This window comes from Rhizobium sp. SYY.PMSO, assembly GCF_046840415.1.
In the GTDB taxonomy this organism is placed as follows: Bacteria; Pseudomonadota; Alphaproteobacteria; order Rhizobiales; family Rhizobiaceae; genus Rhizobium.
In genome coordinates this window covers 2,269,410-2,294,553 of record NZ_CP177349.1, presented here as the reverse complement: position 1 = coordinate 2,294,553, position 25,144 = coordinate 2,269,410, and the positions used below count along the sequence as shown (strand labels likewise).

The window sequence follows — 25,144 nt, the reverse complement described above, 5'->3', positions numbered from 1 at the left end:
AGTCTCTTCAAATTCCGAAGGGGGTGGAGCTCTTTGGCAGAGACGATATCAGGACGAAGCGAGGAAGAGTTCCAGGACCTTTTGAGAAGGCTGGAGCTGGCGCTGGAGGCGTCTCAAATCGGTGTCTGGCAGCATAACGTCAATGACCAGGAACTGCTCTGGGATCTCCAGATGCACAGGCTCTACGGAACCCGCCGGCACAATCGCAGGGTCTCTTCCGATGTCTGGATGAAGGCGCTGCATCCGGAGGATCTGGAAAGGGCGATCAACGACTTCGACACCGCCCTGGAGAACAAGGGCTTCTACAATTCCCAGTTCCGCATCATCCTGCCCGGCGGAGAGGTGCGCCACCTGCGCTCGCGCGCACATTACTACGAAGGCCCTGATGGAGCGCCCTCCTTCATCGGCGCCGAATGGGATGTCACCGCCGACGTTCTGCTCAATCGGGAACTGACGAAGCAGAAAGCCATTGCCGAAGCGCGCGCCGTGGCGCTGGAACAGAGCCGATCGCGGATAGAGCATGCCGCCGATCACGACTATCTGACGGGGCTTCCCAATCGCCGTTATTTCGACCGGCGGCTGGCCGAGCTGCGCAAGGACGCGTCGGTCGAGACCTTGGCCGTGCTTCATATCGATCTCGATGGTTTCAAGGAAATCAACGACAAATGGGGCCATGCCGCCGGCGACGCCACGCTGCAGAGCGCAGCCGCGCGAATCTCCGGCGCGATCACCGCCAACGATGTCGTCGCGCGCATCGGCGGCGATGAATTCGTGGCTGTTCTGGTCAATGTCGGCAGCGTCGAGAAGCTGAAGGCGATCGCGGACGATATTTTCTCGCGCTTGCGGCGCGAGGTGCGTTTCGGCAACGAGATGTTGAAGATCGGTGCTTCCATCGGCGTCGCCATGAGCGGGGCCGAGGGTGCGGGCAACCTGCTGGCGGAATCCGATGTGGCCCTCTTTCAAGCCAAGAAGCTCGGGCGCAACCGGGTGGAGTTCTTCACATCGAAGCTGCAATCCGATCTGCAGGCGGAACGCCGGCTGGCCGATGAATTGCGGCTGGCGCCGGTGCTGCGCCAGATCGAACCCTTCTATCAGATTCAGGTGGATGCCCGCACCCGCAGCATCGTCGGGCTGGAAGCGCTGGCGCGCTGGCGGCATCCTGAAAGAGGTCTGTTGAACCCGGCCGCCTTCCTCAAGGTTGCCGACGAATACGGACTTACCGCCGAGATCGATGCGTCCGTGCTGAAAAGCGCGCTGGCAGACCGGGCCGCCTGGGTCTCGCAAGGTCTCTCGCCGCCGCGCATCGCCGTCAATATCTCCGGCCGGCGGCTTGCCGATCCCGATCTGATCGACGGATTGCGGGCACTCAGGATACCCCGCCACGCCATCGCCTTCGAACTGGTGGAAACCATATTTCTCGACGATCCCGACGACAGGGTGCTCGCCAATATCGCCGGCATCAAGGAAATGGGGATCGATATCGAGATCGACGATTTCGGCTCGGGCCATGCCTCGCTGATCGGCCTGGTGAAGCTCAAGCCGAAACGGCTGAAGATCGACCGGCAGCTGGTAACGGCGATAGCCATATCCGACGAACAGCGCCGTCTCGTCGGTTCCATCGTCGAAATTGCGCAGGCTCTGAATGTCGAGGTCGTCGCCGAAGGGGTGGAAACCGAGGATCACGCGCGTATTCTGGCCGAGCTCGGCTGCGACGAGCTGCAGGGTTATGCGATCGGCTATCCCGCTTGCGAAAGTGAGACCGCTATTTTGCTGAAATCGGCCCAGGCAACGAGCCGGAGCCGATCGCCAGCCGGTGCCGGCGTGCGTGCTACTGAATCTGCAGGGCAACGATCAGACCATAGCTGATGGCGCCCAGCGTCAGCAGCGATAGGGTGGCCGCCGCGATCACCCGGCCGCCGGCATGGGCGACGGAACGGATATTTACCGAGAGACCGAGCGCAGCCATGGCGATGACGGTCAGGATGCCGGAAACCGTTTCCATCGGCACCACCAGCGTATCCGGAATAAGCCCGAAGGAGCGAAGGGCCATCAGGCCGAGAAAGCCGCAGATGAACCACGGAACCAGCGAATGATGGTGCCCGGTGCGTCCGTCCGTGCCGGCGGTCTCCGCCTTGGTGATGATGCCGAGCAGGAAGATGACCGGACCGAGCATCAGGACGCGGACGAGCTTGACCAGCGTGCCGGTCTGGACGGCGAGCAGGCCGACGGGGGCGGTCGCGGCCAGCACCTGCGGCACGGCGTAGACCGTCAGTCCGGCCAGGGTGCCATATTGCGGAACGCTCATGCCGAGATGGAAATAGAGAAGCGGCAGCAGGAACACGGCGGCGATGCCGAGGACGGCGGTGAAGGCGAGGGCTGCGGCGATTTCCTGCGAATCCGCCTCGATCACCGGTGCGACGGCGACGATGGCCGAGTTGCCGCATATCGAATTGCCGCAGGCGATCAGCGTTGCGAGCCTGGGTGGCAGGCCAAGCGCCCGCCCGATCATATAGGTGGCGGCGATCGACAGGACCACGACGATGGCGATCCCGGCGATCAGCCAGACACCTGCGCCGCGGATCGCCGAAAGGCTGATGGAGGCGCCGAGGAGGACGATGGCGATTTCCAAAAGAAACTTGGCGCTGAAATCGATGCCCGGCTTCATGGCCGGCTTCAGCGGCCTGATCGTGCAGACGGCGATGCCGAGCGCGATGGCAAGCACCAGGCTTTCGATCCATCGGCCGCCGAGAAGGCTGGTTTCAACATGTTCGGCGGCATAGGCCAAAAGAGCGACGGCGCAGGTCAGCGCCAGGCCTGGGAGGATCATATTCGTGCGTTGGGCAATGGACATATCGTGCCGTCATTCATTTGTTATGCTTTGGTGACGGTAGGAAAGTCTCATCTGTCTATGTCGACATCCATCGAATATTATCCTATGTTTCGTTCGATTAATTAGAATGATTTCCCATGACCTTCGAGCAACTCGCCATTTTCGTCGCCGTCGCGGAGCGAGAGCACCTGACGCAGGCCGCGGAAGCCATCCACCTGACACCCTCCGCCGTCAGCTCCGCGATCAAGAACCTGGAAGCCTATTACGGCGTCGAACTCTTCCATCGTGTCGGCCGGCGGATCGAACTCACGGAAACCGGCCGCTCTTTCCTGGGTGAAGCCAAGGCGACGCTTGCGCGCGTGCGCTCGGCAGAGCTCATGCTCTCGGAATTGGGCGGGCTGCAGCGTGGCCGGCTCAGCCTCTATGCGAGCCAGACCATTGCCAGCTACTGGCTGCCGCCGCTGCTGATGCGGTTCCACCGCGACTATCCCGGCATCGAGCTGGACCTGACGATCGGCAATACCCGCACCGTCACCGAGGCCGTGGTCGACGGTGCGGCCGAACTGGGTTTCATCGAAGGCGAGGTCGATGCGCCGGCACTATCGATGAAGATCGTCGCGCAGGATGCACTCGTCATCGTCGTGCCGCCGCACCACCCCTGGGCGGGCGGGCGGCAACTGACGGCCGCCGATCTTGCCGGCGGCACATCCTGGGTGATGCGCGAGGAGGGGTCTGGCACTCGTTCGGAATTCGAGAATGCGGTCGCCAGGCTCGGCGCGGCGCCCCGGGAACTCGAGGTGGCGCTGGTCCTGCCGTCCAACGAAGCCGTTCTGTCGGCGGTTTGCGTGGGTCAAAGTGCGGCGGCTATTTCCAGCGCGGCGGCGAAAGCCTATCTCGGGCAGGGGCTGCTGGTTCAGGCAACCTTCGATCTGCCCGCCCGCAGCTTCCGGCTGCTGCGCCACAAGGAGCGCCATGCCAGCAAGGCGGCCCAGACGCTGGAAGCCATGTGCAAGACTTATCGCAAGTCCATCGCCTTCGACGCAGACGAGCGCGAGCAATAGAGCATTTCCGCCTTTCTTCGAATCGCGAAAACGCTTCATCCTTTTGTTCTTGCGCAATTCCGGACGGAAAACCGCTATGCACTTTTCCTGGAATTCCGGCAGGCTATCGCCGTTCCAGCCGCTGCCGGTTGGCGACCACGAGGTCGATCTCGTTGCGATCCAGCATGGCGCGAATATCGGCCGGAGGCGTATCGTCCGTCACCAGGACATCGAAGGATGCCGGCTCGCTGAGGACGATCGGCGCGCTGCGGCCGAACTTGGCGCTGTCGGCGACGACGATGCGATTTTCGGCGCGGGCAGCCGCTTCCCGTGAATATTCGGCCTCTTCAAGATCGTGCAGCATGAAGCCCGACGTCGCGTTGATGGCGCCGACCGAAAGAATGGCGTGGCGCACATTGAAACGGCGCAGGAAATTGGCGGCTTCCATGCCGAAGGCGCCGCCATCATGGCCGCGCAGTTCGCCGCCGGCAAAGAAGACGCGGTTGCCGTTGCGGGTGGCAAGCGCGTGGGCGACCGCGATGGCATTGGTGACGACGAAGAGATTCTGATGCTTTTGCAGCGCGACCGCGATGAAGGCGGTGGTCGAGCCGACGTCGAGGAAGATCGTGTCGCCATCCTCGATCATGGCGGCCACGGCGGCGGCAATCATCCGCTTGGCTTCGGCATTCTCGTTCATGCGCAGATGCAGCGGCGGCTCGTTCATCGAGTCTTTCAGGTGGACGCCACCATGCACCTTGGTCACAAGCCCGTTGGCTTCCAGGCTGCGGATGTTGCGGCGAATGGTTTCCTCGGAAACGCCGAGCCGTTCGGCCAGGAACTGTATGCGGCTTGCGCCGCCGGCCAGGCGCAGTTCCTCCAGGATCTCGCGTTCGCGATGATTGGAGTGAAGCGGCTGGGATATGCCCGACATGGTGCTTGATCCTATTGAGGGTATCGATCCCAAAAGATGCGTGTCTTCCGGAAAAACGGCCCGTCGCCGCCAGAGGCGTCAACGCGCACGACCCCGATCCGGTTGCCTCGCGCCTGAGTTTTTAAGGCAATTCCCACTGGCGGTGAAGCGTCGTATTCACAATATCCATAGCGCATCCAATCGGGCTTTGCCTTCAAAATCCAACAAAAAGCCAAATAATCGTTTCATTTTGTGGGGCGCGTCTTGACAGCATTGTTTTTGTGAAGAAGCTTCTTATTCCAAAGGATGCGCAGCACCGGAGAGGGGAATGACTGCGACGCCGGAAGACAGGATAAAGTCTCTCGCCATCTGGGACGGGCCGATCGAGATCGCCCCGCTGGTGGGCGGCATTACCAATCGCAACTATCTGGTCGGCAATGCGGGCCGGCGTTTCGTCGTGCGGCTGGGGTCGGATATTCCCGTCCATCACATCAGCCGCGCCAATGAGGTTGCGGCCAGCAGGGCAGCCCATGCCGCCGGCCTGTCGCCGGCCGTTCTCCATCACGAGCCCGGCCTGCTGGTGCTTGACTATATCGATGCGAAGCCGCTGTCTGCGCAGGATATCCGCGAGCCTGCGACGATGGCGCGGGTAGTTAGTCTCGTCCGCTCCTGTCATCGCGATATCGGCCGGCATTTTCGCGGCCCGGCGGCGATTTTCTGGGTCTTCCATGTCGTCAGGGACTATGCGGCGGCTTTGGAAGCGGACGGCAGCCGGCACGAGACGCTGCTCCCTTCCTTCCTGGAGATTGCCGAGCGGCTCGAACGCGAAGCCGGACCTTTCGAGATAGTCTTTGGCCACAACGACCTGCTGGCTGCGAATTTCCTCGACGACGGCAAACGGCTCTGGCTGATCGATTGGGATTATGCCGGCTTCAACACGCCGCTTTTCGACCTCGGCGGCCTTGCCTCCAACAATGAATTCTCCGAGGCACAGGAGGAGGCGATGCTGGCGGCCTATTTCGAGGCCGGTATCAGCGACGATCTGCGCCGGCGCTATCAGGCGATGAAATGCGCGTCGCTCCTGCGCGAGACGATGTGGAGCATGGTTTCGGAAATCCATTCCGACATCGATTTCGATTATTCTTCCTATACAGCTGAAAATCTGCGGCGCTTCGAGAGCGCCTGGCAGGATTTTCGCAATTCTTGAGGTGATGCGATGAAGGAACTGCCGACCACAGCGAAAACCGTCGTCATCGGCGGCGGCATCATCGGCTGCTCGACGGCCTACCATCTCGGCAAGCTCGGCTTCACCGATACGGTGCTGCTGGAGCGCAAGAAGCTGACCTCGGGCACGACGTTCCATGCCGCCGGTCTCGTCGGTCAGCTGCGCACCAGCGCCAACATCACGCAGATGCTCGGCTACTCCGTCGATCTCTATAAGAAGCTCGAGGCGGAGACGGGGCTTGCCACCGGCTGGAAGATGAATGGCGGCCTGCGCCTCGCCTGCAACGAGGAACGCTGGACGGAGGTGAAGCGGCAGGCGACGACCGCGCAATCCTTCGGGTTGCAGATGCATCTCCTGACGCCGCAGGAGGCGCGCGATCTTTGGCCCTTGATGGATGTCGACGACCTTGTCGGCGCAGCCTTCCTGCCGACCGACGGGCAGGCCAATCCTTCCGACATCACCCAGGCGCTGGCGAAGGGCGCCCGCATGAGCGGTGTGTCGATTTTCGAGGATACCGAGGTTCTCGATCTGGAGATCGACAAAGGCCGGATTCGCGCCGTCGTCACGGAGAAGGGCCGTATCGAATGCGAGCGCGTCGTTGTCTGCGCCGGCCAATGGACGCGAACCTTTGCCGCCCGTTTCGGCGTCAACGTGCCGCTCGTCTCGGTGGAGCATCAATATCTCATCACCGAATCCTTCGGTGTGCCCTCCAACCTGCCGACGCTGCGCGATCCGGACCGGCTGACCTATTACAAGGAGGAGGTCGGAGGGCTGGTCATGGGCGGATATGAGCCGAACCCGATCCCCTGGGCGCTCGATGGCATCCCTAAGGATTTCCATTACACGCTGCTCGACAGCAATTTCGATCATTTCGAACAGATCATGGAGCAGGCGCTGGTGCGTGTGCCGGCCTTGCAGACCGCCGGTATCAAGCAGCTCCTTTGTGGCCCGGAGAGTTTTACGCCCGATGGCAATTTCATTCTTGGCGAGGCGCCGGAACTGGGGAATTTCTTCGTCGGCGCCGGCTTTAACGCCTTCGGCATCGCCTCGGCCGGCGGGGCGGGCATGGCGCTTGCCGAATGGGTCGCCAAGGGCGAGCCGCCCTACGATCTCTGGCCGGTCGACATCAGGCGCTTCGGCCGTCCGCATTTCGACACCGACTGGGTGCGCACCCGCACGCTGGAAGCCTATGGCAAGCATTACACCATGGCATGGCCCTTCGAGGAGCATTCGAGCGGGCGGCCCTGCCGCAAGTCGCCGCTTTACGACCGCCTGAAGGCGCAGGGCGCCTGCTTCGGCGAAAAGCTCGGCTGGGAGCGCCCGAACTGGTTTGCCGATCTCTTTGCCGGCGAGGAGCCGAAGGACGTCTACACCTATGGCAGGCAGAACTGGTTCGACGCCGTCGGGCGAGAGCACAAGGCGGTGCGCGAGGCGGCCGTCATCTTCGACCAGACGTCCTTTGCCAAGTTCGTGCTGAAGGGGCGGGATGCCGAGGCGGCGATGTCCTGGATCGCCTCCAACGATGTCGCCAAGCCCGTCGGCGCCTTGACCTATACCCAGATGCTGAACGACCGGGGCGGCATCGAGTGCGACGTCACTGTTGCCCGCATTGCCGAGAACGAATTCTACATCACCACCGGCACCGGCTTCGCTACCCATGATTTCGACTGGATCGCCCGCAATATTCCGCCGGAGATGCATGCGGAGCTGGTGGATGTGACCTCGGCCTATTCGGTGCTGTCGCTGATGGGGCCGAAGTCGCGCGCCATCTTGCAGGCCGTGACCTCGGCCGACGTTTCGAACGCCGCATTCCCCTTCGGCAAGGTGAAGACCGTCGGGATTGCGGGTTGCCCGGTCAGGGCGCTGCGCATCACCTATGTCGGCGAGCTCGGCTATGAGTTGCATGTGCCGGTGGAATATGCCGCTACCGTCTATGACGTGCTGATGGCTGCTGGCCGTGAGCACGGCCTTATCAATGCCGGTTATCGCGCCATCGAAAGCTGCCGTCTGGAGAAGGGATATCGCGCCTGGGGTTCCGATATCGGCCCGGACCATACGCCGGTCGAGGCCGGGCTCGGCTGGGCAGTGAAGATGAAGAAGGACGTCCCATTCCGCGGCAGGGAGGCGATCGCGCGGCAGCTGGCATTCGGCGTGAAGAAGATGCTCGCCTGCTTCGTGCCCGACGATCCCGAGATCGTGCTTCTCGGCCGCGAGACGATCTATCGCGATGGACAACGTGTCGGCTGGCTGTCGAGCGGCGGCTACGGCTACACGATCGGCAAGGCCATCGGTTACGGTTATGTCCGCGACCCCGGCGGCGTGACGGAAGATTTCGTGTTGTCAGGACGCTACGAGCTCGACGTCGCGCAGAGCCGCGTGCCGTGCCAGGTGTCGCTGAAGCCGCTCTATGATCCGCAGATGGTGCGGATCAAGGGGTGACTGCCAGAGGTGCGGGCGAGTTATTCCCCCATCGTTGTTCCAGCTTGGAATTTGCCGAAGTGACACGCGGCAAAACGCGCGTGCGAGCGCGCCCGGACACAGGAAATGCAGGAGAAGCATGGTCGCGCCGGTTGGAAAAGCTGTGATCTGCCTGCTGCGATGCAAGTCGTTTTCCTTGACACGCCGCCGCTTTCATCCTCAATCGGCATGCTGACAACGAACGGAGGCGAAAGACGATGGCGGAGGCGAACATCAAGCTTGAGGAAAGCTGGAAAGAGGCGCTGTCGCAGGAGTTCGAAAGCCCCTACATGCAGCAGCTCAAGGCGTTTCTTGTCGAGGAAAAGCAGCGCGGCAAGGCGATCTTTCCGCGCGGCAGCGAGTATTTCCGCGCCTTGGATCTGACCCCGCTCGATGAGGTACAGGTCGTCATCCTCGGACAGGATCCCTATCATGGCTTCGGGCAGGCACATGGACTCTGCTTCAGCGTGCGCCCCGGCGTGCGCATTCCGCCGTCGCTGGTCAATATCTACAAGGAGCTGGAAACCGATCTCGGCATTCCGCCAGCACGGCACGGTTTCCTGGAAAGCTGGGCGAAACAGGGTGTGCTCTTGCTCAACAGCGTGCTGACGGTCCAGGAATCGCAGGCAGCGTCGCACCAGGGCAAGGGCTGGGAACGTTTTACCGACGCTGTCATCCGCCGCGTCAACGACGAATGCGATGGCGTCGTCTTCATGCTCTGGGGCTCCTACGCACAGAAGAAGGCCGCCTTTGTCGATACCGAACGCCATCTGGTGCTGAAGGCGGCACATCCTTCGCCGCTGTCCGCTCATAACGGCTTTCTCGGCTGCCGGCATTTTTCCAAGGCCAATGCCTATCTGGTCGAGCACGGCAGGGAACCGATCGACTGGGCCCTGCCGAGCAATCCGGACGCGCCGTGAGATGCTGCTCTCATATTCCATTGCTTATCGTTGAACGATCCGAATTTATCGTTCACTTATCGAAGACAATCCGTTTGGCTATTGAGGGCTATCGAAACAGGGCCCGCAAGACCATCTTCTGCCCATGAGAGACGCCTGCCGGTGCAGGCGCAGAAAAGGGGTTAGAGATGCTCAACCAGATCAAAGGTCTTCACCACGTTACCTCGATGGCGGAAGACGCCCGCACCAACAACAAGTTTTTCACGGATACGCTCGGCCTGCGCCGCGTCAAGAAAACCGTGAATTTCGACGCGCCCGATGTCTATCACCTTTACTATGGCGACGAAATCGGCACGCCCGGCACGATCATGACCTACTTCCCGTTCCCGAAGATGGCACGCGGTCGGCCCGGCACCGGAGAGGTCGGCAACACGGTTTACTCCGTTCCGCAGGGTGCCATCGGCTATTGGACCGAGCGGCTTGGCCAGCATGGCGTCGAGGGCCTGAAGGCCGACGAATCCTTCGGCCAGAAGCGCCTGCATTTTTCCGGTCCGGACGGCGATGGCTTCGCTCTCGTCGAGGTCAGGGACGACAAGCGCCTTCCCTGGACCCATGGCGGCGTCGATGCCGAGCATGCCATCAGGGGCTTTCATTCCGTCGCCATGCGGCTGCGGGACGAGGGCGCCACGGCCGAGCTGCTGAAATACATGGGCTACGAGGTGGTCGATACGCATGAAGGCATCAAGCGGCTCGCCATTCCCGGCGGCAACGGTGCCGACTATGTCGACCTCGAAACCATGCCGAACATCAACCGTGCGCTTCCGGGTGCGGGCTCCGTCCACCATGTCGCCTTTGCCGTCGAGAACCGCGCAAAGCAGCTCGAAGTTCGCAAGGCGCTGATGGATACGGGCTACCAGGTGACGCCGGTCATCGACCGCGATTATTTCTGGGCGATCTACTTCCGCACGCCGGGTGGCGTGCTGTTCGAAGTCGCCACCAACGAACCCGGCTTCGACCGCGACGAGGATACCGCTCATCTCGGCGAGGCGCTGAAACTGCCCGAGCAGCACGCGCATCTGCGCGGCTTGATCGAGCAGCACCTCGAACCGCTGGAAGGCTAATCCAGGAGAGGACATCATGACGGATACGAGTTACGTGCACCGGCTGAAGGCCGGCGCAGCCGGAAAGCCCATTCTCTTCACGTTCCACGGCACCGGCGGCGACGAGAACCAGTTTTTCGATTTCGCCGCCCGGCTGCTGCCCGAGGCGACCATCGTGTCGCCGCGCGGCGATGTCTCGGAACATGGCGCGGCGCGATTCTTCCGCCGGACGGGCGAGGGCGTATACGATATGGCCGATCTTGCCCGGGCGACGGAAAAGATGGCGGCCTATGTTTCGGAACTGGCGGCGCAATACGGCGCATCGCAGGTGCTTGGCCTCGGCTTTTCCAACGGTGCCAACATCCTTGCCAACGTTCTGATCGAGCATGGCGATCTGTTCGACGCCTCTGTGCTGATGCATCCGCTCATCCCGTTCGAGCCGAAGGCCAATGCCAGGCTGGAAGGCAAGCGCGTCTTGATCACGGCCGGCGAGCGCGACCCGATCGCGCCCGCGCCTGTGACCAAGGCGCTGGCCGATTATTTTACGGTGCAGGGTGCCGAGGTGACGCTCGACTGGCATCCGGGCGGCCATGATATTCGTCCCGGCGAGATCGAGGCCATTCGCACCTTCCTTGCGCCCTATGCGTAAGCAAGGATAACGACCGGACCATGCGGCGGAAGATCTCCGGCGCGTGGTCCGCTATTTGCCGATCAGCCGCAGCATCGCCTTGGCTTGCGAGGCGGCCGCGAATTTTGCCTTCCCGTCGATATAATCCGTTCCGCAGAAGCGGTTGAGATTTGTAAAATCCGTGCTGCCTGGTTGAGCGTGGTTGGCTTCCGCAATGACCATGCGCCAGGCGCAGCCGAGCATCCTGTCGGGCTGGATCGCCGCGTCGCAACCGGTGCTCAGGCATAAGGCGACATGCTTCTGCGCGCGATACCCGCCTGCGATGGCCTCCTCGTAATCGACCTTCCAGCTATCGCGCGTATGCTCGCAGCGGGCGGGATTGCTGCTTTGGCTGCATTGCACCGTTTTGTCGACATAGGTTTGCGCCGGCGGCCACAATGGACCGTCGACCAGGCTGACGCAGCCGCAGGCGAACAACGTGGCGGACAGCAGGCGCAACTGATTCTCCTTCGACCGGGCTGCGCGGAACCCTAGAGAGATCGCAAATATGTGCAAGATCGATATGGTCTTGCCAACATGGGCCGGCCGCGGAGGCATGTCATGCACATGCGAGCAGGGGTTGGCCGTGGCCTTCCTGCAACCCTCGCCATCTTCCCGCATCAGCGACAAGCCGCGACGCAAGCTTGGCTTGTGGGCCTCGATGCCGCCCGCTAATGATCTGCCACCAAGGGGCGGGGGATTCATCGTGACGCTGGCGGAACAGCAACAATACAGGCTCGGCGTGATCTACGTTGCGCTTTCGGCACTGGCGTGGTCGACATCCGGTCTTTTCGTGCGGGCGATCCATGCCGATCTCATGACCATCCTGTTCTGTCGCGGAATCGTCTCCGGTCTCGGTGTCTTCGTGCTGTTTTTCTACATCGAGCGCCGCAACGCCTTCCGCATCCTGCGCTCCATGCGCGGGCCTTCGCTGGCGGCGACGATCTTTTCCACCGCATCCATGATCAGCGGCATCGGCTCGATCTATTATACCTCGGTTGCCGATGCCATGGTCATCTATGCGACCGTGCCCTTCGTCACCGCGGGCGTCGCATTTCTGTTCATCGGCGAGCGGCCGAATATGAGGACGCTGATTGCCAGCGGCATCGCTTTCGCCGGCGTGCTCGTCATGCTTTCGGGCCATTCGGGCGATGGCGGCAGCTGGCTCGGCAAAGGGCTTGCGGCCGTCATGACGCTGACCGTCGCCGCGCTTGCCGTCATTATGCGCCGGCATCGCAGTGTGCCCATGCTGCCGGCCATGGCGCTGTCCGCCTGGCTGTGCTCCTTCGTTACATTCTGGTTCGCTTCGCCGCTTTCGATCTCGGGCCAGGATTTCGGCCTGATCGTCACTTTCGGCATCGTGCAGAATGCGATGGGTCTCAGCCTCTATACCTTCGGTTCCCGGCTGCTTCCGGCATCAGACGCGGCACTGCTGACGGCGCTCGAGGTGCCGCTGACGCCGCTTTGGGTCTGGATGGTCTTTGCCGAACGCCCTTCGGCGGCGACCTTGGTCGGCGGCCCAATCGTCCTGGCCGCGCTTTTCGGGCATATCCTGTTGGAAGTACGGCGGAATCGCGCCGTGACCTCGGCGCGGGCGCATTGAGCGTCTTGCCCCTTTCGTCTCAAAATGCTGAAATCGACGCGGTCATCAGGAGTCGGTATCGATGAAAAAGGTATTCAATCCGCCATCCGTTCGCCGCCCTTTCGGCAACTACAATCACGGGCTGCTGGTGCCGCCGGGCGCCAGTCTTCTGGTCACATCCGGCCAGCTCGGCATTGGTCTCGACGACCGTATTCCGGCTGACGTTACGGCGCAGGCCGAGATGTGCTTCGAAGCGATCAAGGCCATTCTCGACGATGCCGGAATGAGCTTTGCCGATGTCATCCGCATTTCCGGCTTCGTCACCACGCGCGAAGATTTTCCGGCCTATATGGCCGTGCGCGACCGCTATATTCTCGATCCCAAACCGGTTTCCACGCTGCTGATCGTTGGCGGGTTTACCCGAGCCGAGTTTCTGGTAGAGGTCGAGGTGACGGCGGCGAAGGTGATGTAATCCCGGCGGTCAGGACCTCTCAATTCAGCGCTGCCGGATCGGCACTGCCGATCTGCAGGAGACGAACATGACGCAAAACATCTATGACGATCCGGGCTTCTTCGAGGGTTATAGCCGCCTGCAGCGCTCGGTCGATGGGCTGGCAGGTGCGGCGGAATGGCCGGCGATACGGGCCTTGATGCCGGACATGCACGGTCTCGACGTCGTGGATCTCGGCTGCGGCTTTGGATGGTACTGCCGTTGGGCCGCCGAGCAGGGCGCCGCCAGCGTCTTGGGACTGGATGTTTCGGAGAAAATGCTGGAGCGCGCCCGCGCGCAGACGGCGGATGCGCGCATTCGCTATGACAGGGCCGATCTGGAAAGGCTCCAGCTTCCGAAGGCTGGCTTCGATCTCGTCTACAGCTCCCTTGCTTTCCACTATATCGAGGGCTTTGCCGGGCTGCTGTCGACGATCCGTCAGGCGCTCAAGCCGGGTGGCCGGTTGATCTTCTCGATCGAGCATCCGATCTACATGGCGCCGCGACAGCCTGAATGGCAGGCGGATGCCGAAGGCGGCAATATCTGGCCGCTCAGCGCCTATCAGATCGAAGGGAAAAGGCTGACCAACTGGCTCGCCGAGGGTGTCGTCAAGCAGCATCGCACGATGGGCACGACGCTCAACCTGTTGATCAGGTCCGGTTTCACCATCGCTCATGTCGAGGAATGGTCGCCGAGCGACGAGGATCTCGCCATTCACCCGGATTGGGCGATCGAGCGCGAGCGGCCGATGTTTCTTCTGATTTCGACCAGAACCTGACGGCAGATCGCCCGGACGCCTTTTCGGCGGAAAATCTCCGGTTGCGGAACGGTTCGCCGCCGCATGGTCGGAACCGGCGTGACGGCGGCCTGGGGCTCGTCTATTTCGGCAGGGCCTGTCACCCTGCCGGCACCGGTTTCCTCAATAATTTTCCTGATACCATTCGACGAAGCGGCGCACGCCTTCTTCCACCTCGATACCCGGCTTGAAGCCGGTCAGCGCTACCAGCAGGTCCGGCACGGCATAGGTGTTGTGCACGTCGCCGGGCTGCATCGGCAGCATCTTGCGGATCGCCTTCTTGCCGAGCATCGTTTCGATGGTCTCGACGAAGTTCATCAGGCCCACCGGTTGACCGCCGCCGATATTGACGACGCGGAAGGGCGCATTTTTCGACAGGGTATCGATGATCGTATCCGATACCACCCGGTTTTCCTCCGAGGGTACGACGTTGATGAGGCGGACGATGCCTTCGACGAGATCGTCGATATAGGTGAAATCGCGGCTCATCTTGCCTTCGCCGTAGATTTCGATCGGCCTGTCGTTGCGGATGGCGTCGACGAACTTGAACAGCGCCATGTCCGGCCGGCCCCAGGGGCCGTAAACCGTGAAAAAGCGGAAGGAGGTGGTCGGCACATGGAAAAGATGGGCGTAGCTATGCGCCATCAGTTCCATGCTCTTCTTGGTCGCGGCATAGATCGTCATCTGCTCGTCGGCCTTGTCGCTTTCGGCAAAGGGGATCTTTTCGTTGGCGCCGTAGACCGAGGACGTCGAGGCCAAAAGCAGGTGCTTCGGCTGCAGGTTTCTCGCCAGTTCGAGGACGTTGAAGGAGCCGACGAGATTGGAATCGACGTAGGACCGCGGATTTTCGAGGCTGTAGCGCACGCCGGCCTGGGCGGCGAGGTGGACGATCACGTCCGGCTCGGCGAGTTCGGCCGCGCGATCCAGCGCCGCCTTGTCCTCCAGCATGCCGGTCACGGCCTTGAAGCCGTTGGAGCGGGCGAGGATGGCGGTGCGCTTTTCCTTGAGCCTGACGTCGTAATAGGGCGTCATGCCGTCGAAGCCGACCACGAAATGGCCCTCGTCGAGCAGGCGCCTGGCAAGGTGGAATCCGATAAAGCCGGCGGTGCCGGTGATGAGGTAGCGCATGGATCGGCCTTTGCTTGAAGCATTTCCAGGAAAGGTGCGTAGCGGTTTTCCGTTCGGAATGCGTAAACGCCCTAAAGCGTGACGTCGTTCGAGGGTCTACCGACGCTTGTATAGGCAAAGCCGTGCTTTGTGACCTCGTCATGGCGATAGATGTTTCTGAGGTCGACGAGAACCGGTGCCTTCATGACGGATTTGAGCCGTTCGAAGTCCAGCGCGCGGAACTGGTTCCATTCCGTCACGATGACGAGGGCGTCGGCGTCGCGCGCGGCGCTGTAGGCATCGTCGGCATAGGCGATGTCGTCGATCACCAGGCGGGCATTGTCCATGCCTTCGGGATCGTAGCCCGTCACGCCGGCGCCGGCATCCTGCAGCGTCCGGATGATCGAGATCGCCGGGCTGTCGCGCATGTCGTCGGTGTTCGGCTTGAAGGTCAGGCCGAGGATGGCGATCCTCTTGCCCCTGATGTCGCCGCCCATGGCCGTAATCACCTTGCGGCCCATGGCGCGCTTGCGGTTGTCGTTGATCGAAATCGTGGTTTCGATCAGGCGCACGGGGCTGTCGTAATCCTGCGCCGTCTTGGCCAGCGCAATCGTATCCTTCGGGAAGCAGGAGCCGCCATAGCCCGGACCGGCATGCAGGAATTTCGAGCCGATGCGGCCGTCAAGGCCGATGCCGCGCGAGACCTCCTGCACATTGGCGCCCACCTTCTCGCACAGATCGGCCATTTCGTTGATGAAGGTGATCTTCATGGCCAGGAAGGCGTTGGCGGCGTATTTGATCAGTTCCGACGTGCGGCGGGTGGTGAACAGCAGCGGCGCCTGGTTGAGGTAGAGCGGCCGGTAGACCTCGGTCATGACGGAGCGGGCGCGCTCGTCGTCGAGGCCGATGACGATGCGGTCCGGGCGCTTGAAATCCTCGATGGCAGCCCCCTCGCGCAGGAATTCCGGGTTGGAGACGATGGCGACCTCGGCATCCGGATTGGTTTCGCGCACGATGCGCTCGACCTCGTCGCCGGTGCCGACAGGCACGGTCGACTTGGTGACGATGACGGTGAAGCCGTCGACGTGCCGGGCGATCTCGCGCGCGGCGGCATAGACATAGGAAAGATCGGCATGACCGTCGCCGCGCCTGGAAGGCGTGCCGACCGCGATGAAGACGACGTCGCTCGCGGCAACGCTTGTCTCGACATCCGTCGCAAAGGAAAGGCGGCCGGCGCGGACATTGTCGGCAACCAGCTGCTCCAGACCGGGTTCGAAGATCGGTATCTCGCCCCGGCGCAACGCTTCGATCTTGCCGGCGTCCTTGTCGACGCAGATCACGTCATGGCCGAAATCGGCAAAGCAAACGCCCGACACGAGCCCCACATAACCAGAGCCGATCATCGTGATACGCATGAAACTTCAATCCTCTTATTGGCCTCTTGCTGGCCCTTTGCCGGCGCCGGACCAGGCCTTCGAAGCAAAACCGGCATTGCGATCGTATGCGCTTATACACAGGATCGCCGGTGACGCCTATATACGATGCTCCGCGATGGGGTTTTGCGACGGAAGTGTCATAAAGAGCAGATCGTATTTGCGGCAAGTGTACCGATGCCGCTCCCCATGCCGCGGATGAAACGAAGCCTTTGTACTTTAAGCTTATCATCGCCCGTTGCTTGTGATTGGCATCATGTTACCGCATGATGGACGTGGCATGATCGTTCCGCGGGGAACGGGTATCGAGTTGGCGGTTCGGGACTTTTGCATGAAAGCGATTTTTGCCGTGCGTACGATGCGGGCCGGCGAGTTGGAACTCGCTCTGGAATGGGCCCGCCAAGAGGGCTGGAATCCCGGCGTGGACGATGCCCCGGCATTCTGGGAGGCGGATCCGTCCGGTTTTCTCGTCGGCGCGATCGGCGAGGTGCCGGTCGGCTGCATCTCCGTCGTCCGCTACGGCGAAGCTTTTGCGTTTCTCGGCCTCTACATGCTCCACCCGGAGTTTCGCGGCAAGGGATACGGCAGGCAGCTCTGGAACAAGGGCATGGCGCTGGCCGGAAATCGCACTATCGGGCTGGACGCAGTAGTCGCGCAGCAGGAAAACTACCGCCGGCACGGTTTCGAGGTCGCATATCGAACCATGCGCTATGGCGGCATCCCCAAGACGTTCGACGTCGACGAGCAGCAGGCCAGGCAGGTGGTGCCGGTGACGGACGGCAAGCTTGACGGACTGGTGCGCTACGATGCCGAGATTTTTCCCGGCTTGCGCTATTCCTTCATCAGGGCATGGTGCGGCGCTCCCGAGAGGCGAAAGTCCTTCATCGTCGGCGGCGGCAGCAGAGTTCGCGGCTTCGGGACGATCCGGCGCTGTTTCGAGGGCTACAAGATCGGCCCGCTGTTTGCCAGCAAGCCGGAAGTGGCCCAGGCCCTGTTGAGCAGGTTGCTTGCCGAGACCAGGGGCGCGCCGGTCTATCTGGATGTGCCGGTGGACAACGGGCAAGCCATCCGCATTGCCGAAGATTGCGGTCTTTCTCCCGTCTTCGAAACGGCACGCATGTATCGCGGCAAGCCGCCGGAAACGCCTCTCGATCGCGTTTTCGGCATCACCACGCTCGAGCTCGGCTAACGCCATTCCTCTTGTTTCACGCGGGAATGGAAACGCCGATATTAACCTTAACAAACGATTAATCGCCGCACGGGGAGCTTAAACAACCTTAACGGCTGCATGTTCCGCGTGGCCGCTATATAGATTGCCTGGGGGCGCCAAGGGGAATTGAACAATGATTGTTCATTTTCTGTATTGGAGTCGGCAATGCATGTCATGGAAAGTATTAACCGGCAGACCTGGCGTAATCCTTGGGCTTTGCGCGACTACCGCCGCAGTAACGGCTATCTCAACGAAGGCGAGCGTGCCGCCTTTGCCATCGGCATTCCGCAGACGGGCAGGGGGCGCGTCCTCGATATCGGTGTCGGCGGGGGGCGCACGGCGCGGCTGCTGCGCGATGCGGCAAGCGACTACATCGGTGTCGACTATACGCCGCAAATGGTCGAACTGTGCCGAAAGAACCATCCGGACCTGCGGTTCGAGCACATGGATGCGCGCGACCTTTCGGCGTTCGGCGACGCCAGTTTCGATCTGGTCGTCTTCAGCTATAACGGCATCGATTCCGTCGATGCGGCGGGGAGGCTTGCGATCCTGCACGAGGCGGCGCGCGTGCTGGCTTCCGGCGGAGCCTTCGTCTTTTCGACCTTCCATCGCGGCTGGCGCGGCTTCGATCGCCGCGTCGATTATCGCCGGCTGGAATGGACGCCCAATCCGGTGCGGCTCGGATTGCGGACCCTGCGTTATGTCGAAGGCCGCATTTCCGGCACGTTGCGCCAGCGTCGCCTGAGGCCGCTGGAGGAGCGCGAGGGCGAGCATGCGATCCTGCTGCACGGCGCGCATGATTTCGGTGTCATGGTCTATGCCACGACGCCGGCGCAGGTTCAGTCGCAACTGGCCGGTGCCGGCTTTGCCATGCCGGCGCTGGTGCTCGATCTGGATGGAAAGCCGATCGGCGCCGTGGCTTCGCCCGAGCAGGAATATTTCCACGTCGTCGCACACAAACCGGGCGTTCGATGAGGCAAGGTCGCAGGCCGGACGGGGCCTGGTCCGCAGCCCCTGTCCAGCCGCAGCCGGAAAAATCCTGTTGGAGGCGCTGATTCGTCATGCAAAAAGCCGAATCTCCTGAGACAACAGGGTCGCTTTCCCAAAAACAAAGCTTTATAGATGCGCGGGTTTGAGCAAGGCGCGCCTCCGCGCGCAGGAAGCGGGAATGGATAAATGACGAATGTTGTAGTGATCGGCTCGCAATGGGGTGACGAAGGCAAGGGCAAGATTGTCGACTGGCTTTCGGAACGCGCCGACGTGATTGTACGCTTTCAGGGCGGCCATAATGCCGGTCACACGCTTGTCGTCGACGGTGTCAGCTACAAGCTCGCGCTGCTGCCCTCCGGGCTCGTGCGCGGCAAGCTCAGCGTCATCGGCAACGGCGTCGTCGTCGATCCCCACCATTTCGTCGCCGAAGTGGAGAAGCTGCGCGCCCAGGGCGTCGCGGTGACCCCCGATGTTCTGCGCATCGCCGAGAACGCGCCGCTGATCCTGTCGCTGCACCGCGACCTGGACGGGCTGCGCGAAGATGCCGCTTCCAATAGCGGCACGAAAATCGGCACGACCCGCCGCGGCATCGGCCCGGCCTATGAAGACAAGGTCGGCCGCCGCGCCATCCGCGTCATCGACCTTGCCGAGCCGGAGACGCTGCCGGCCAAGATCGACCGCCTTCTGACGCATCACAATGCGCTGCGCCGCGGCATGGGCCTTGACGAAATTTCCTTCGATGCGCTGCATCAGGAGCTGACCTCCGTTGCCGAACACATCCTGCCCTATGTCGACCAGGTCTGGCGGCTGCTCGACGAGCAGCGCAAGATCGGTGCGCGCATCCTGTTCGAAGGCGCGCAGGGCGCGCTGCTGGACAACGACCATGGCACCTATCCGTATGTAACCTCATCCAACACGGTCGCCGGCCAGGCGGCCGCCGGTTCGGGTCTCGGCCCGACGGCGCTCGGCTATGTGCTCGGCATCACCAAGGCTTACACGACGCGCGTCGGCGAAGGACCGTTTCCCTGCGAATTGCATGACGAGATCGGCAAGCATCTGGCGACCGTCGGGCGCGAGGTCGGCGTCAATACCGGCCGTCCGCGGCGTTGCGGCTGGTTCGATGCCGTGCTGGTGCGCCAGACGGTCAAGACCTCGGGCATTACGGGCATCGCTCTCACCAAGCTCGACGTGCTCGATGGTCTCGAGGAGCTGAAGATCTGCGTCGGCTACAAGCTCGACGGCAAGGAGATCGACTATCTGCCGGCAAGCCAGGCGGCACAGGCGCGCGTCGAGCCGGTCTACATCACGCTCGAAGGCTGGAAGCAGTCCACCGTCGGTGCCCGCAAATGGGCCGATCTGCCCGCGCAGGCGATCAAATATGTCCGGCAGGTGGAAGAGCTGATCGGCGCGCCCGTGGCGCTGCTTTCGACCAGCCCGGAGCGCGAGGACACTATACTTGTGACTGACCCTTTTGAGGGCTAAAGTCGCGAACCTATGACGAATCCCGGCCCGGCTGCGCGCCGGGCATCATGAGAAAGTGCTGATGGCGGATTTTGTAGCAGTTATTCGACGGGCCGTTGACGGCCTGACGGACAATACTCCCGAGATGCGGGTCAAGGTTTACGATCGAGCTCGTGGTGCCGTGCAGCGGCAGCTCGAGAGCATGAAGCCGCGCCCGCCGGAGGAAATGCTGCGCCGTCAGCTCGACAAGCTTGAGGCCGCGATCGTCGAGGTCGAGGCCGAGCATGCCGAAGCCTTGCCGGGAGCCGAAGAGCCGGCCGCCGAAGCGCCTGTCGTGCATGAGGAGGTCGCTCCCGAGCCCGTGCAGGAACATCATGCGGCGGAGGAAGCTCACGCCGAGCCGCCTGTAGAGGAGCCCGCACCCGCTCCAGCCGAAATCCATGCGCATGAGGAGCCGAGCGTTGCCCGGCCCGCTCACGAGGAGCCCGCCTACGACGAGCCGGCGGTGCAGGCTGAGCAAAGCCACGAGCAGGCGCCGCAGCCGGTAGAGGAGCAGAGCGAGCCGCACCGCGAGGAAGAGCCTCATGTTCCCGCTGCCGAGCACGCCGGCACCGAGCATCAAGCGGAGGTTCACGAGGAACCGATTCCCGAGCCGGTTTCTCACGACGAGCCGCATCATCCGGTGGAAGAGGTGCCGGAGGTTGTCGCCGAGCCCGTTCAGGCCGCGCCAGCAGCGCCCGCGCCGACACCCTCGGTCGACGATGTCATAAGTCAGGTCGATCAGATCTGGGCCGAGGTCGATGCGCCTTCTCATCAGCCCGCGCCTGAAGTGGCGGCTGCCGATCAGAGCGAACCGGTCATGCCGGCTGCGGCTTTCGCGGAAACGCCTTTCGGGCAGCCGATAGAGCCGCCGGAGCCTGGAAAGGCGCCTGCTGGCAACAAGGGCTTCGTCTGGGACGCCGATGTCTTCGAGGAGTTGGAGCCGGTCCCTGCGGCCTCCAAGCCGGCCCAGCAGCAGGCGCCCGAAAACGCTTTTGACGACGTCGATCTCTTTGCGGACGTGCATTCCTCCCGCAAGCCGGCATCCGATGCCGATGCTGCCAATGACGGCTGGCGCGAGCTCAAGGAGCTTGCCGGCTTCGACAAGCGCGCGGAAGACGAACGGGGCGGCGGTTCCTCCATCCCGCCCGATCTCGATCAGGGCATGGCTGCAAAGCTTCAGGGCCGAAGCTATCGCATGGAGCCGAAGCGCCGTCGCATCAACGTTACCGGCATCATCGTCACGCTTGTCGGTCTTGCCGTCGTCGGCGGTGGCGGCTACGCAGCCTGGCTGAACCGTGATGCGCTCAACAACATGGTGACGAAACTTGTCAGCTCGGCGCCGAAAAATGCGGCCGCCCCCGCGACGTCGGATACGGCAGACAACAATGCCTCGAATAGCGGCGCTGCTGCGCCACCTGCGCAGCAGCAGGCAGCTGCAACGCCGCCGCAGAGCAATAATACGGCTGCGGCCCAGCAGCCGGCGGGCTCCACCAATACGGATGTCGCCGCGTTGAGCGACCCGAATACCGTCAATACCAAGTTCACGCAGCGCCTTCTTCCCAATGGCACGGAAGAAGACGACGGGCCGGCTCCGAGCAGCCAGCCGGGCGTCGTGGAGGGCAAATCCGTGGCGGAGCAGAATGTCGCTTCCGCTGCTCCGGCCGCGACAACGCCGCCGCCCGCCAGCGATGCCGGTGCTACGCAGACACAGTCGCCCGCGACTGCTGCGACCGCCGCGCCGGCCACACCTGCCGCTTCTGCGGACCAGCAGGCTCCTGCGGCCAACCAGCAACAGCAGGCGCCGGCCAATCAGCCGCCGCCGGTGACGCAACAGACCGCCTCAGCCACGGACGGGCAGAAGGTTTTCCTTTATGAGGAGCGCCTCGGCCAGACATCGCCCGCCGCCTTCCAGGGCACGGTCACTTGGTCAGTTCAGGAAGGCAAGGGGGCCGATGGCCGGCCTGAGCCTTCGGTGCAGGGTCTCATCAATGTTCCGGATCGCGGCCTGACCGCGACGATCACGGTTTCGCGGAATTCGGATTCCTCGCTACCGGCCAGCCATCTGATCGAACTCGCCTTCCAGGTGCCGCCGAATTTCGAGGGCGGGGCGATCGATAATGTCCAGCGCGTCGCCTTGAAGGCAACCGAGCAGGATCGCGGCGATGCCCTGATCGCGGTGCCGGCCAAAGTCACCGACGATGTCTACATGGTCGCGCTCAACGATTTCCCGGATGCGCGCAAGACCAACCTCGATCTTTTGAAGAACCGCAACTGGATCGATATTCCCGTCGTCTATCGCAACGGTCGGCGTGCGCTGCTGACGATGGAAAAGGGGCCGACCGGCACAGACGCCTTCAACAAGGCGATCGCGGAGTGGCAGGCGCTTGGCGGTGTCGCCTCGAGCGGTCAATAAGATCTCGCGAAATCGATGGATATGGAAAAGGCGGGCTTTGCGGCCCGCCTTTTCATTTCTACCCTTCAGAGCGGTTCCACGTTTCATGGAAGCGCTCTATCCCTTTGTTTCTACGCAATTCCGGATGGAAAACCGCTGCGCACTTTTCCTGGAACTGCTCCAGGACCTCCCGAATGTGATCTTCAGGCTGTCGCTTCGACGACGCGCAGGGCCTTGGCGCGTTCCAGCGCATCCTTCTGCACGGCTTCCTGAACCTTCTCGAAGGCGCGAACCTCGATCTGGCGCACGCGTTCGCGGCTGATGTCGAACTCGGTCGAGAGATCCTCCAGTGTCACCGGATCGTCGGCGAGGCGGCGGGCTTCGAAGATGCGGCGCTCACGATCGTTTAGAACACCCATCGCACGTGCTAGCATGCGGCGGCGCGTATCGAGTTCGTCCTGCTCGATCAGCACGTCTTCCTGGCTGTCGTGATCATCCACCAGCCAATCCTGCCACTGGCCGGAATCGCCTTCGGCGGCCTTGATCGGAGCGTTCAGCGAAGCGTCGCCGGAGAGGCGGCGGTTCATCGAAACGACTTCCTCCTCAGAGACGTTCAGCTTGGTGGCGATCTCGGTGACGTGCTCCGGCTTCAGGTCGCCGTCATCGATTGCCTGGATGCGGCCTTTCAGCCGGCGCAGGTTGAAGAACAGGCGCTTCTGGTTGGCCGTCGTGCCCATTTTCACCAGCGACCACGAGCGCAGGATATATTCCTGGATGGAAGCCTTGATCCACCACATGGCGTAGGTCGCCAGGCGGAAGCCGCGTTCCGGATCGAATTTCTTGACGGCCTGCATCAGGCCGACATTGCCTTCCGATACGACTTCGCCGATCGGCAGGCCATAGCCGCGATAGCCCATGGCGATCTTCGCCACGAGGCGCAGATGGCTGGTGACGAGCTTGTGCGCGGCCTGACGGTCGGCATGTTCCGCATAGCGCTTGGCGAGCATGTACTCTTCCTGCGGTTCCAGCATCGGGAACTTGCGGATTTCGTCGAGATAACGATTGAGGCCGGCTTCTCCGGCAGCGATGGACGGTAAGGTATTACGGGCCATGATTGTGCACCCTCCTATTCGAGATTTGGTTCCTTCTGGGGGCGTATTTTGCGCGCCTTCTGCGAAGCGGACCAAGGCGTACGGGTCCGAGGACCCCGCACTGAACCAATGTAAAGATAAGTATGGCGAAACGGCGATTCAAGGATCTGGTCACGCAACTGTTATAGCGGCGTGACCACTGGTCCCGTCGTGACATCGCCCTTGGGATTATCCTCCCGAATATTCCGGCGCCATATGACTTCGCCACATCGGCCTCCAAAACGCGATCGCGTTTTCGGCAAGCACAGGCGCTCGGACTTCGGTCCTTCATACATTGCATTATAGGGCGGCTGGCCGCAGGCGTCCAGCGGCGGCGCTGCGAAAGATTATGGCTTATCCTCGCAGGGCCTCTACAAGCTCTTCCATATCGTCGGGCAGGGGCGCCTCGAAATGCATGATTTCGCCGGTGCGCGGATGCTCGAACTGCAGCATGTAGGCATGCAGGGCCTGGCGCGTGAAGCGGCCGACCACTGCCTTTGCGGCTTCCGGCAGGAGATTGGCCTTGGTCTTGAAGCCGCCGCCATAGACGGCGTCGCCGAGCAGCGGGTGGCCGATATGGGCCATATGCACGCGGATCTGGTGGGTGCGGCCGGTTTCCAGATGGCAATCGATCAGCGCCGCGAGGGCGGCCGCATCCGGTGTCTCGTGAAAGCGTTCCAGCACTTCGTAATGCGTGATGGCTTCGTCCGCATCCTGCGAATCCGCGCGCTTGACGGCGCGGCGCGTACGGTCGCTGCTCGAACGGCCAAGGGGCGCGTCGATGGTGCCGACGAGCTGGCGCGGCCGTCCCCAGACGATCGCCTGATAGGCGCGCTCAAGCGCCGTTGTCCTGCCGTGATCGGCAAATTGCAGGGATAGATGCCGGTGCGCGACGTCGTTCTTGGCGACGACCATCACGCCGGTCGTATCCTTGTCCAGGCGGTGCACGATGCCAGGGCGGCGGACGCCGCCGATGCCGGAAAGGCTGGCGCCGCAATGGTGGATCAGTGCATTGACCAATGTTCCCGTCCAGTTGCCCGCGGCAGGGTGGACGACCAGCCCGGCCGGCTTGGAGATGACGATGACGTCATCGTCCTCATAGAGCACGTCGAGCGGGATATCCTCGCCCTGCGGCGTCGGGTCCTCCGGTTCGGGCATCGTGATCTCGTAGACGTCGCCGGGGCGCACCTTGCGTTTTGCATCCGTTACCGGCGCGCCTTTGAGCGAAACTGAGCCCTCCTTGATCAGCGCCTGCACGCGACTGCGGGAGAATTCCTCGCCGATCTCGGCCGTCAACCATGAATCGAGCCGTCCTTCGGCACTTTCATCGGCGGTAAGGACTTTTCTATTGCTCGCGGCTTCTTTAAAGGGGTCGCTCAAACG

Annotated in this window: 21 protein-coding genes; 14 read left to right on the top strand and 7 right to left on the bottom strand. The window is 62.3% G+C overall.

Features of this window, described 5'->3' with window-relative positions; all coding sequences use genetic code 11:
* Positions 1–33 precede the first annotated feature (33 nt).
* The gene (locus ACJJVH_RS11115; RefSeq protein ID WP_112802301.1) at positions 34–1,866 is read left to right on the top strand and encodes a GGDEF domain-containing phosphodiesterase; all 1,833 of its coding nucleotides are present in this window, start codon (positions 34–36) and stop codon (positions 1,864–1,866) included.
* Here the strand turns inward: ACJJVH_RS11115 and ACJJVH_RS11110 are convergent.
* Positions 1,829–2,851 (bottom strand): YeiH family protein, encoded by a 1,023-nt coding sequence (locus tag ACJJVH_RS11110; RefSeq protein WP_112802299.1) that lies wholly within the window; start codon positions 2,849–2,851, stop codon positions 1,829–1,831. The two genes, ACJJVH_RS11115 and ACJJVH_RS11110, sit on opposite strands and share 38 nt — an antisense overlap.
* A 116-nt stretch (positions 2,852–2,967) precedes the next feature.
* Between ACJJVH_RS11110 and ACJJVH_RS11105 the strand changes: the two genes are divergently transcribed.
* On the top strand, positions 2,968–3,891 hold the full coding sequence (locus ACJJVH_RS11105; RefSeq protein WP_113383782.1) for a LysR substrate-binding domain-containing protein: 924 nt from the start codon (positions 2,968–2,970) through the stop codon (positions 3,889–3,891).
* Positions 3,892–3,994: 103 nt separating this feature from the next.
* On the opposite strand, the gene ACJJVH_RS11100 is transcribed toward ACJJVH_RS11105, so the two are convergent.
* Positions 3,995–4,801: a DeoR/GlpR family DNA-binding transcription regulator gene (locus ACJJVH_RS11100; RefSeq protein ID WP_412063911.1), complete on the bottom strand. Its 807-nt coding sequence runs from the start codon at positions 4,799–4,801 to the stop codon at positions 3,995–3,997.
* Between the two features lie 307 nt (positions 4,802–5,108).
* On the opposite strand from ACJJVH_RS11100, the gene ACJJVH_RS11095 reads away from it, so the two are divergent.
* The 5 genes from ACJJVH_RS11095 (at position 5,109) to ACJJVH_RS11075 (ending at position 11,110) form a co-directional block, all read left to right on the top strand.
* Positions 5,109–5,987, top strand: coding sequence for a choline/ethanolamine kinase family protein (locus tag ACJJVH_RS11095; RefSeq protein WP_113383784.1), 879 nt, complete (start codon positions 5,109–5,111; stop codon positions 5,985–5,987).
* Between the two features lie 9 nt (positions 5,988–5,996).
* Positions 5,997–8,444 carry a GcvT family protein gene (locus tag ACJJVH_RS11090; RefSeq protein ID WP_412063910.1) on the top strand — a complete coding sequence of 816 codons (2,448 nt, stop codon included), beginning with the start codon at positions 5,997–5,999 and terminating at the stop codon, positions 8,442–8,444.
* Positions 8,445–8,680: 236 nt separating this feature from the next.
* On the top strand, positions 8,681–9,382 hold the full coding sequence (gene ung / locus ACJJVH_RS11085) for a uracil-DNA glycosylase (RefSeq protein ID WP_412063909.1): 702 nt from the start codon (positions 8,681–8,683) through the stop codon (positions 9,380–9,382).
* A 167-nt stretch (positions 9,383–9,549) separates the two neighbouring features.
* Complete coding sequence (locus ACJJVH_RS11080) at positions 9,550–10,482, top strand: VOC family protein (protein WP_112802286.1); 933 nt, start codon at positions 9,550–9,552, stop codon at positions 10,480–10,482.
* 16 nt (positions 10,483–10,498) lie between these two features.
* Positions 10,499–11,110: an alpha/beta hydrolase gene (locus tag ACJJVH_RS11075; RefSeq protein WP_113356372.1), complete on the top strand. Its 612-nt coding sequence runs from the start codon at positions 10,499–10,501 to the stop codon at positions 11,108–11,110.
* A gap of 51 nt (positions 11,111–11,161) precedes the next feature.
* Here the strand turns inward: ACJJVH_RS11075 and ACJJVH_RS11070 are convergent, their stop codons facing one another.
* Positions 11,162–11,587 carry a hypothetical protein gene (locus tag ACJJVH_RS11070; protein ID WP_113371173.1) on the bottom strand — a complete coding sequence of 142 codons (426 nt, stop codon included), beginning with the start codon at positions 11,585–11,587 and terminating at the stop codon, positions 11,162–11,164.
* A gap of 247 nt (positions 11,588–11,834) precedes the next feature.
* On the opposite strand from ACJJVH_RS11070, the gene ACJJVH_RS11065 reads away from it, so the two are divergent.
* The 3 genes from ACJJVH_RS11065 to ACJJVH_RS11055 all read left to right on the top strand — a co-directional run bounded on the left by ACJJVH_RS11065 (position 11,835) and on the right by ACJJVH_RS11055 (position 13,978).
* Entirely contained in the window at positions 11,835–12,731 is an 897-nt protein-coding gene (locus ACJJVH_RS11065) for a DMT family transporter (protein WP_112802282.1), read from the top strand.
* A 61-nt stretch (positions 12,732–12,792) separates the two neighbouring features.
* A complete protein-coding gene (locus ACJJVH_RS11060; RefSeq protein ID WP_112802281.1) occupies positions 12,793–13,182 on the top strand; it encodes a RidA family protein in 390 nt (129 codons plus the stop codon).
* Between the two features lie 67 nt (positions 13,183–13,249).
* Positions 13,250–13,978 (top strand): class I SAM-dependent methyltransferase, encoded by a 729-nt coding sequence (locus ACJJVH_RS11055; protein WP_112802279.1) that lies wholly within the window; start codon positions 13,250–13,252, stop codon positions 13,976–13,978.
* A 141-nt stretch (positions 13,979–14,119) separates the two neighbouring features.
* On the opposite strand, the gene ACJJVH_RS11050 is transcribed toward ACJJVH_RS11055, so the two are convergent.
* Entirely contained in the window at positions 14,120–15,124 is a 1,005-nt protein-coding gene (locus ACJJVH_RS11050; RefSeq protein WP_412063908.1) for an NAD-dependent epimerase, read from the bottom strand.
* A 71-nt stretch (positions 15,125–15,195) separates the two neighbouring features.
* Entirely contained in the window at positions 15,196–16,518 is a 1,323-nt protein-coding gene (locus ACJJVH_RS11045; protein WP_412063907.1) for a UDP-glucose dehydrogenase family protein, read from the bottom strand.
* A 349-nt stretch (positions 16,519–16,867) separates the two neighbouring features.
* On the opposite strand from ACJJVH_RS11045, the gene ACJJVH_RS11040 reads away from it, so the two are divergent.
* The 4 genes from ACJJVH_RS11040 to ACJJVH_RS11025 all read left to right on the top strand — a co-directional run bounded on the left by ACJJVH_RS11040 (position 16,868) and on the right by ACJJVH_RS11025 (position 22,652).
* The gene (locus ACJJVH_RS11040) at positions 16,868–17,725 is read left to right on the top strand and encodes a GNAT family N-acetyltransferase (RefSeq protein WP_113400279.1); all 858 of its coding nucleotides are present in this window, start codon (positions 16,868–16,870) and stop codon (positions 17,723–17,725) included.
* A 195-nt stretch (positions 17,726–17,920) separates the two neighbouring features.
* On the top strand, positions 17,921–18,721 hold the full coding sequence (locus tag ACJJVH_RS11035) for a class I SAM-dependent methyltransferase (protein WP_412063906.1): 801 nt from the start codon (positions 17,921–17,923) through the stop codon (positions 18,719–18,721).
* A gap of 201 nt (positions 18,722–18,922) precedes the next feature.
* Positions 18,923–20,218, top strand: a complete 1,296-nt coding sequence (locus tag ACJJVH_RS11030) for an adenylosuccinate synthase (RefSeq protein ID WP_113356380.1) — start codon at positions 18,923–18,925, stop codon at positions 20,216–20,218.
* A 61-nt stretch (positions 20,219–20,279) separates the two neighbouring features.
* Complete coding sequence (locus tag ACJJVH_RS11025; protein ID WP_412063905.1) at positions 20,280–22,652, top strand: hypothetical protein; 2,373 nt, start codon at positions 20,280–20,282, stop codon at positions 22,650–22,652.
* Positions 22,653–22,834: 182 nt separating this feature from the next.
* Here the strand turns inward: ACJJVH_RS11025 and rpoH are convergent, their stop codons facing one another.
* Both rpoH and ACJJVH_RS11015 read right to left on the bottom strand, forming a co-directional pair.
* On the bottom strand, positions 22,835–23,743 hold the full coding sequence (gene rpoH / locus ACJJVH_RS11020; RefSeq protein ID WP_112801653.1) for an RNA polymerase sigma factor RpoH: 909 nt from the start codon (positions 23,741–23,743) through the stop codon (positions 22,835–22,837).
* A 372-nt stretch (positions 23,744–24,115) separates the two neighbouring features.
* Positions 24,116–25,141: an RluA family pseudouridine synthase gene (locus tag ACJJVH_RS11015; RefSeq protein ID WP_112801655.1), complete on the bottom strand. Its 1,026-nt coding sequence runs from the start codon at positions 25,139–25,141 to the stop codon at positions 24,116–24,118.
* Between the last annotated feature and the right edge of the window lie 3 nt (positions 25,142–25,144).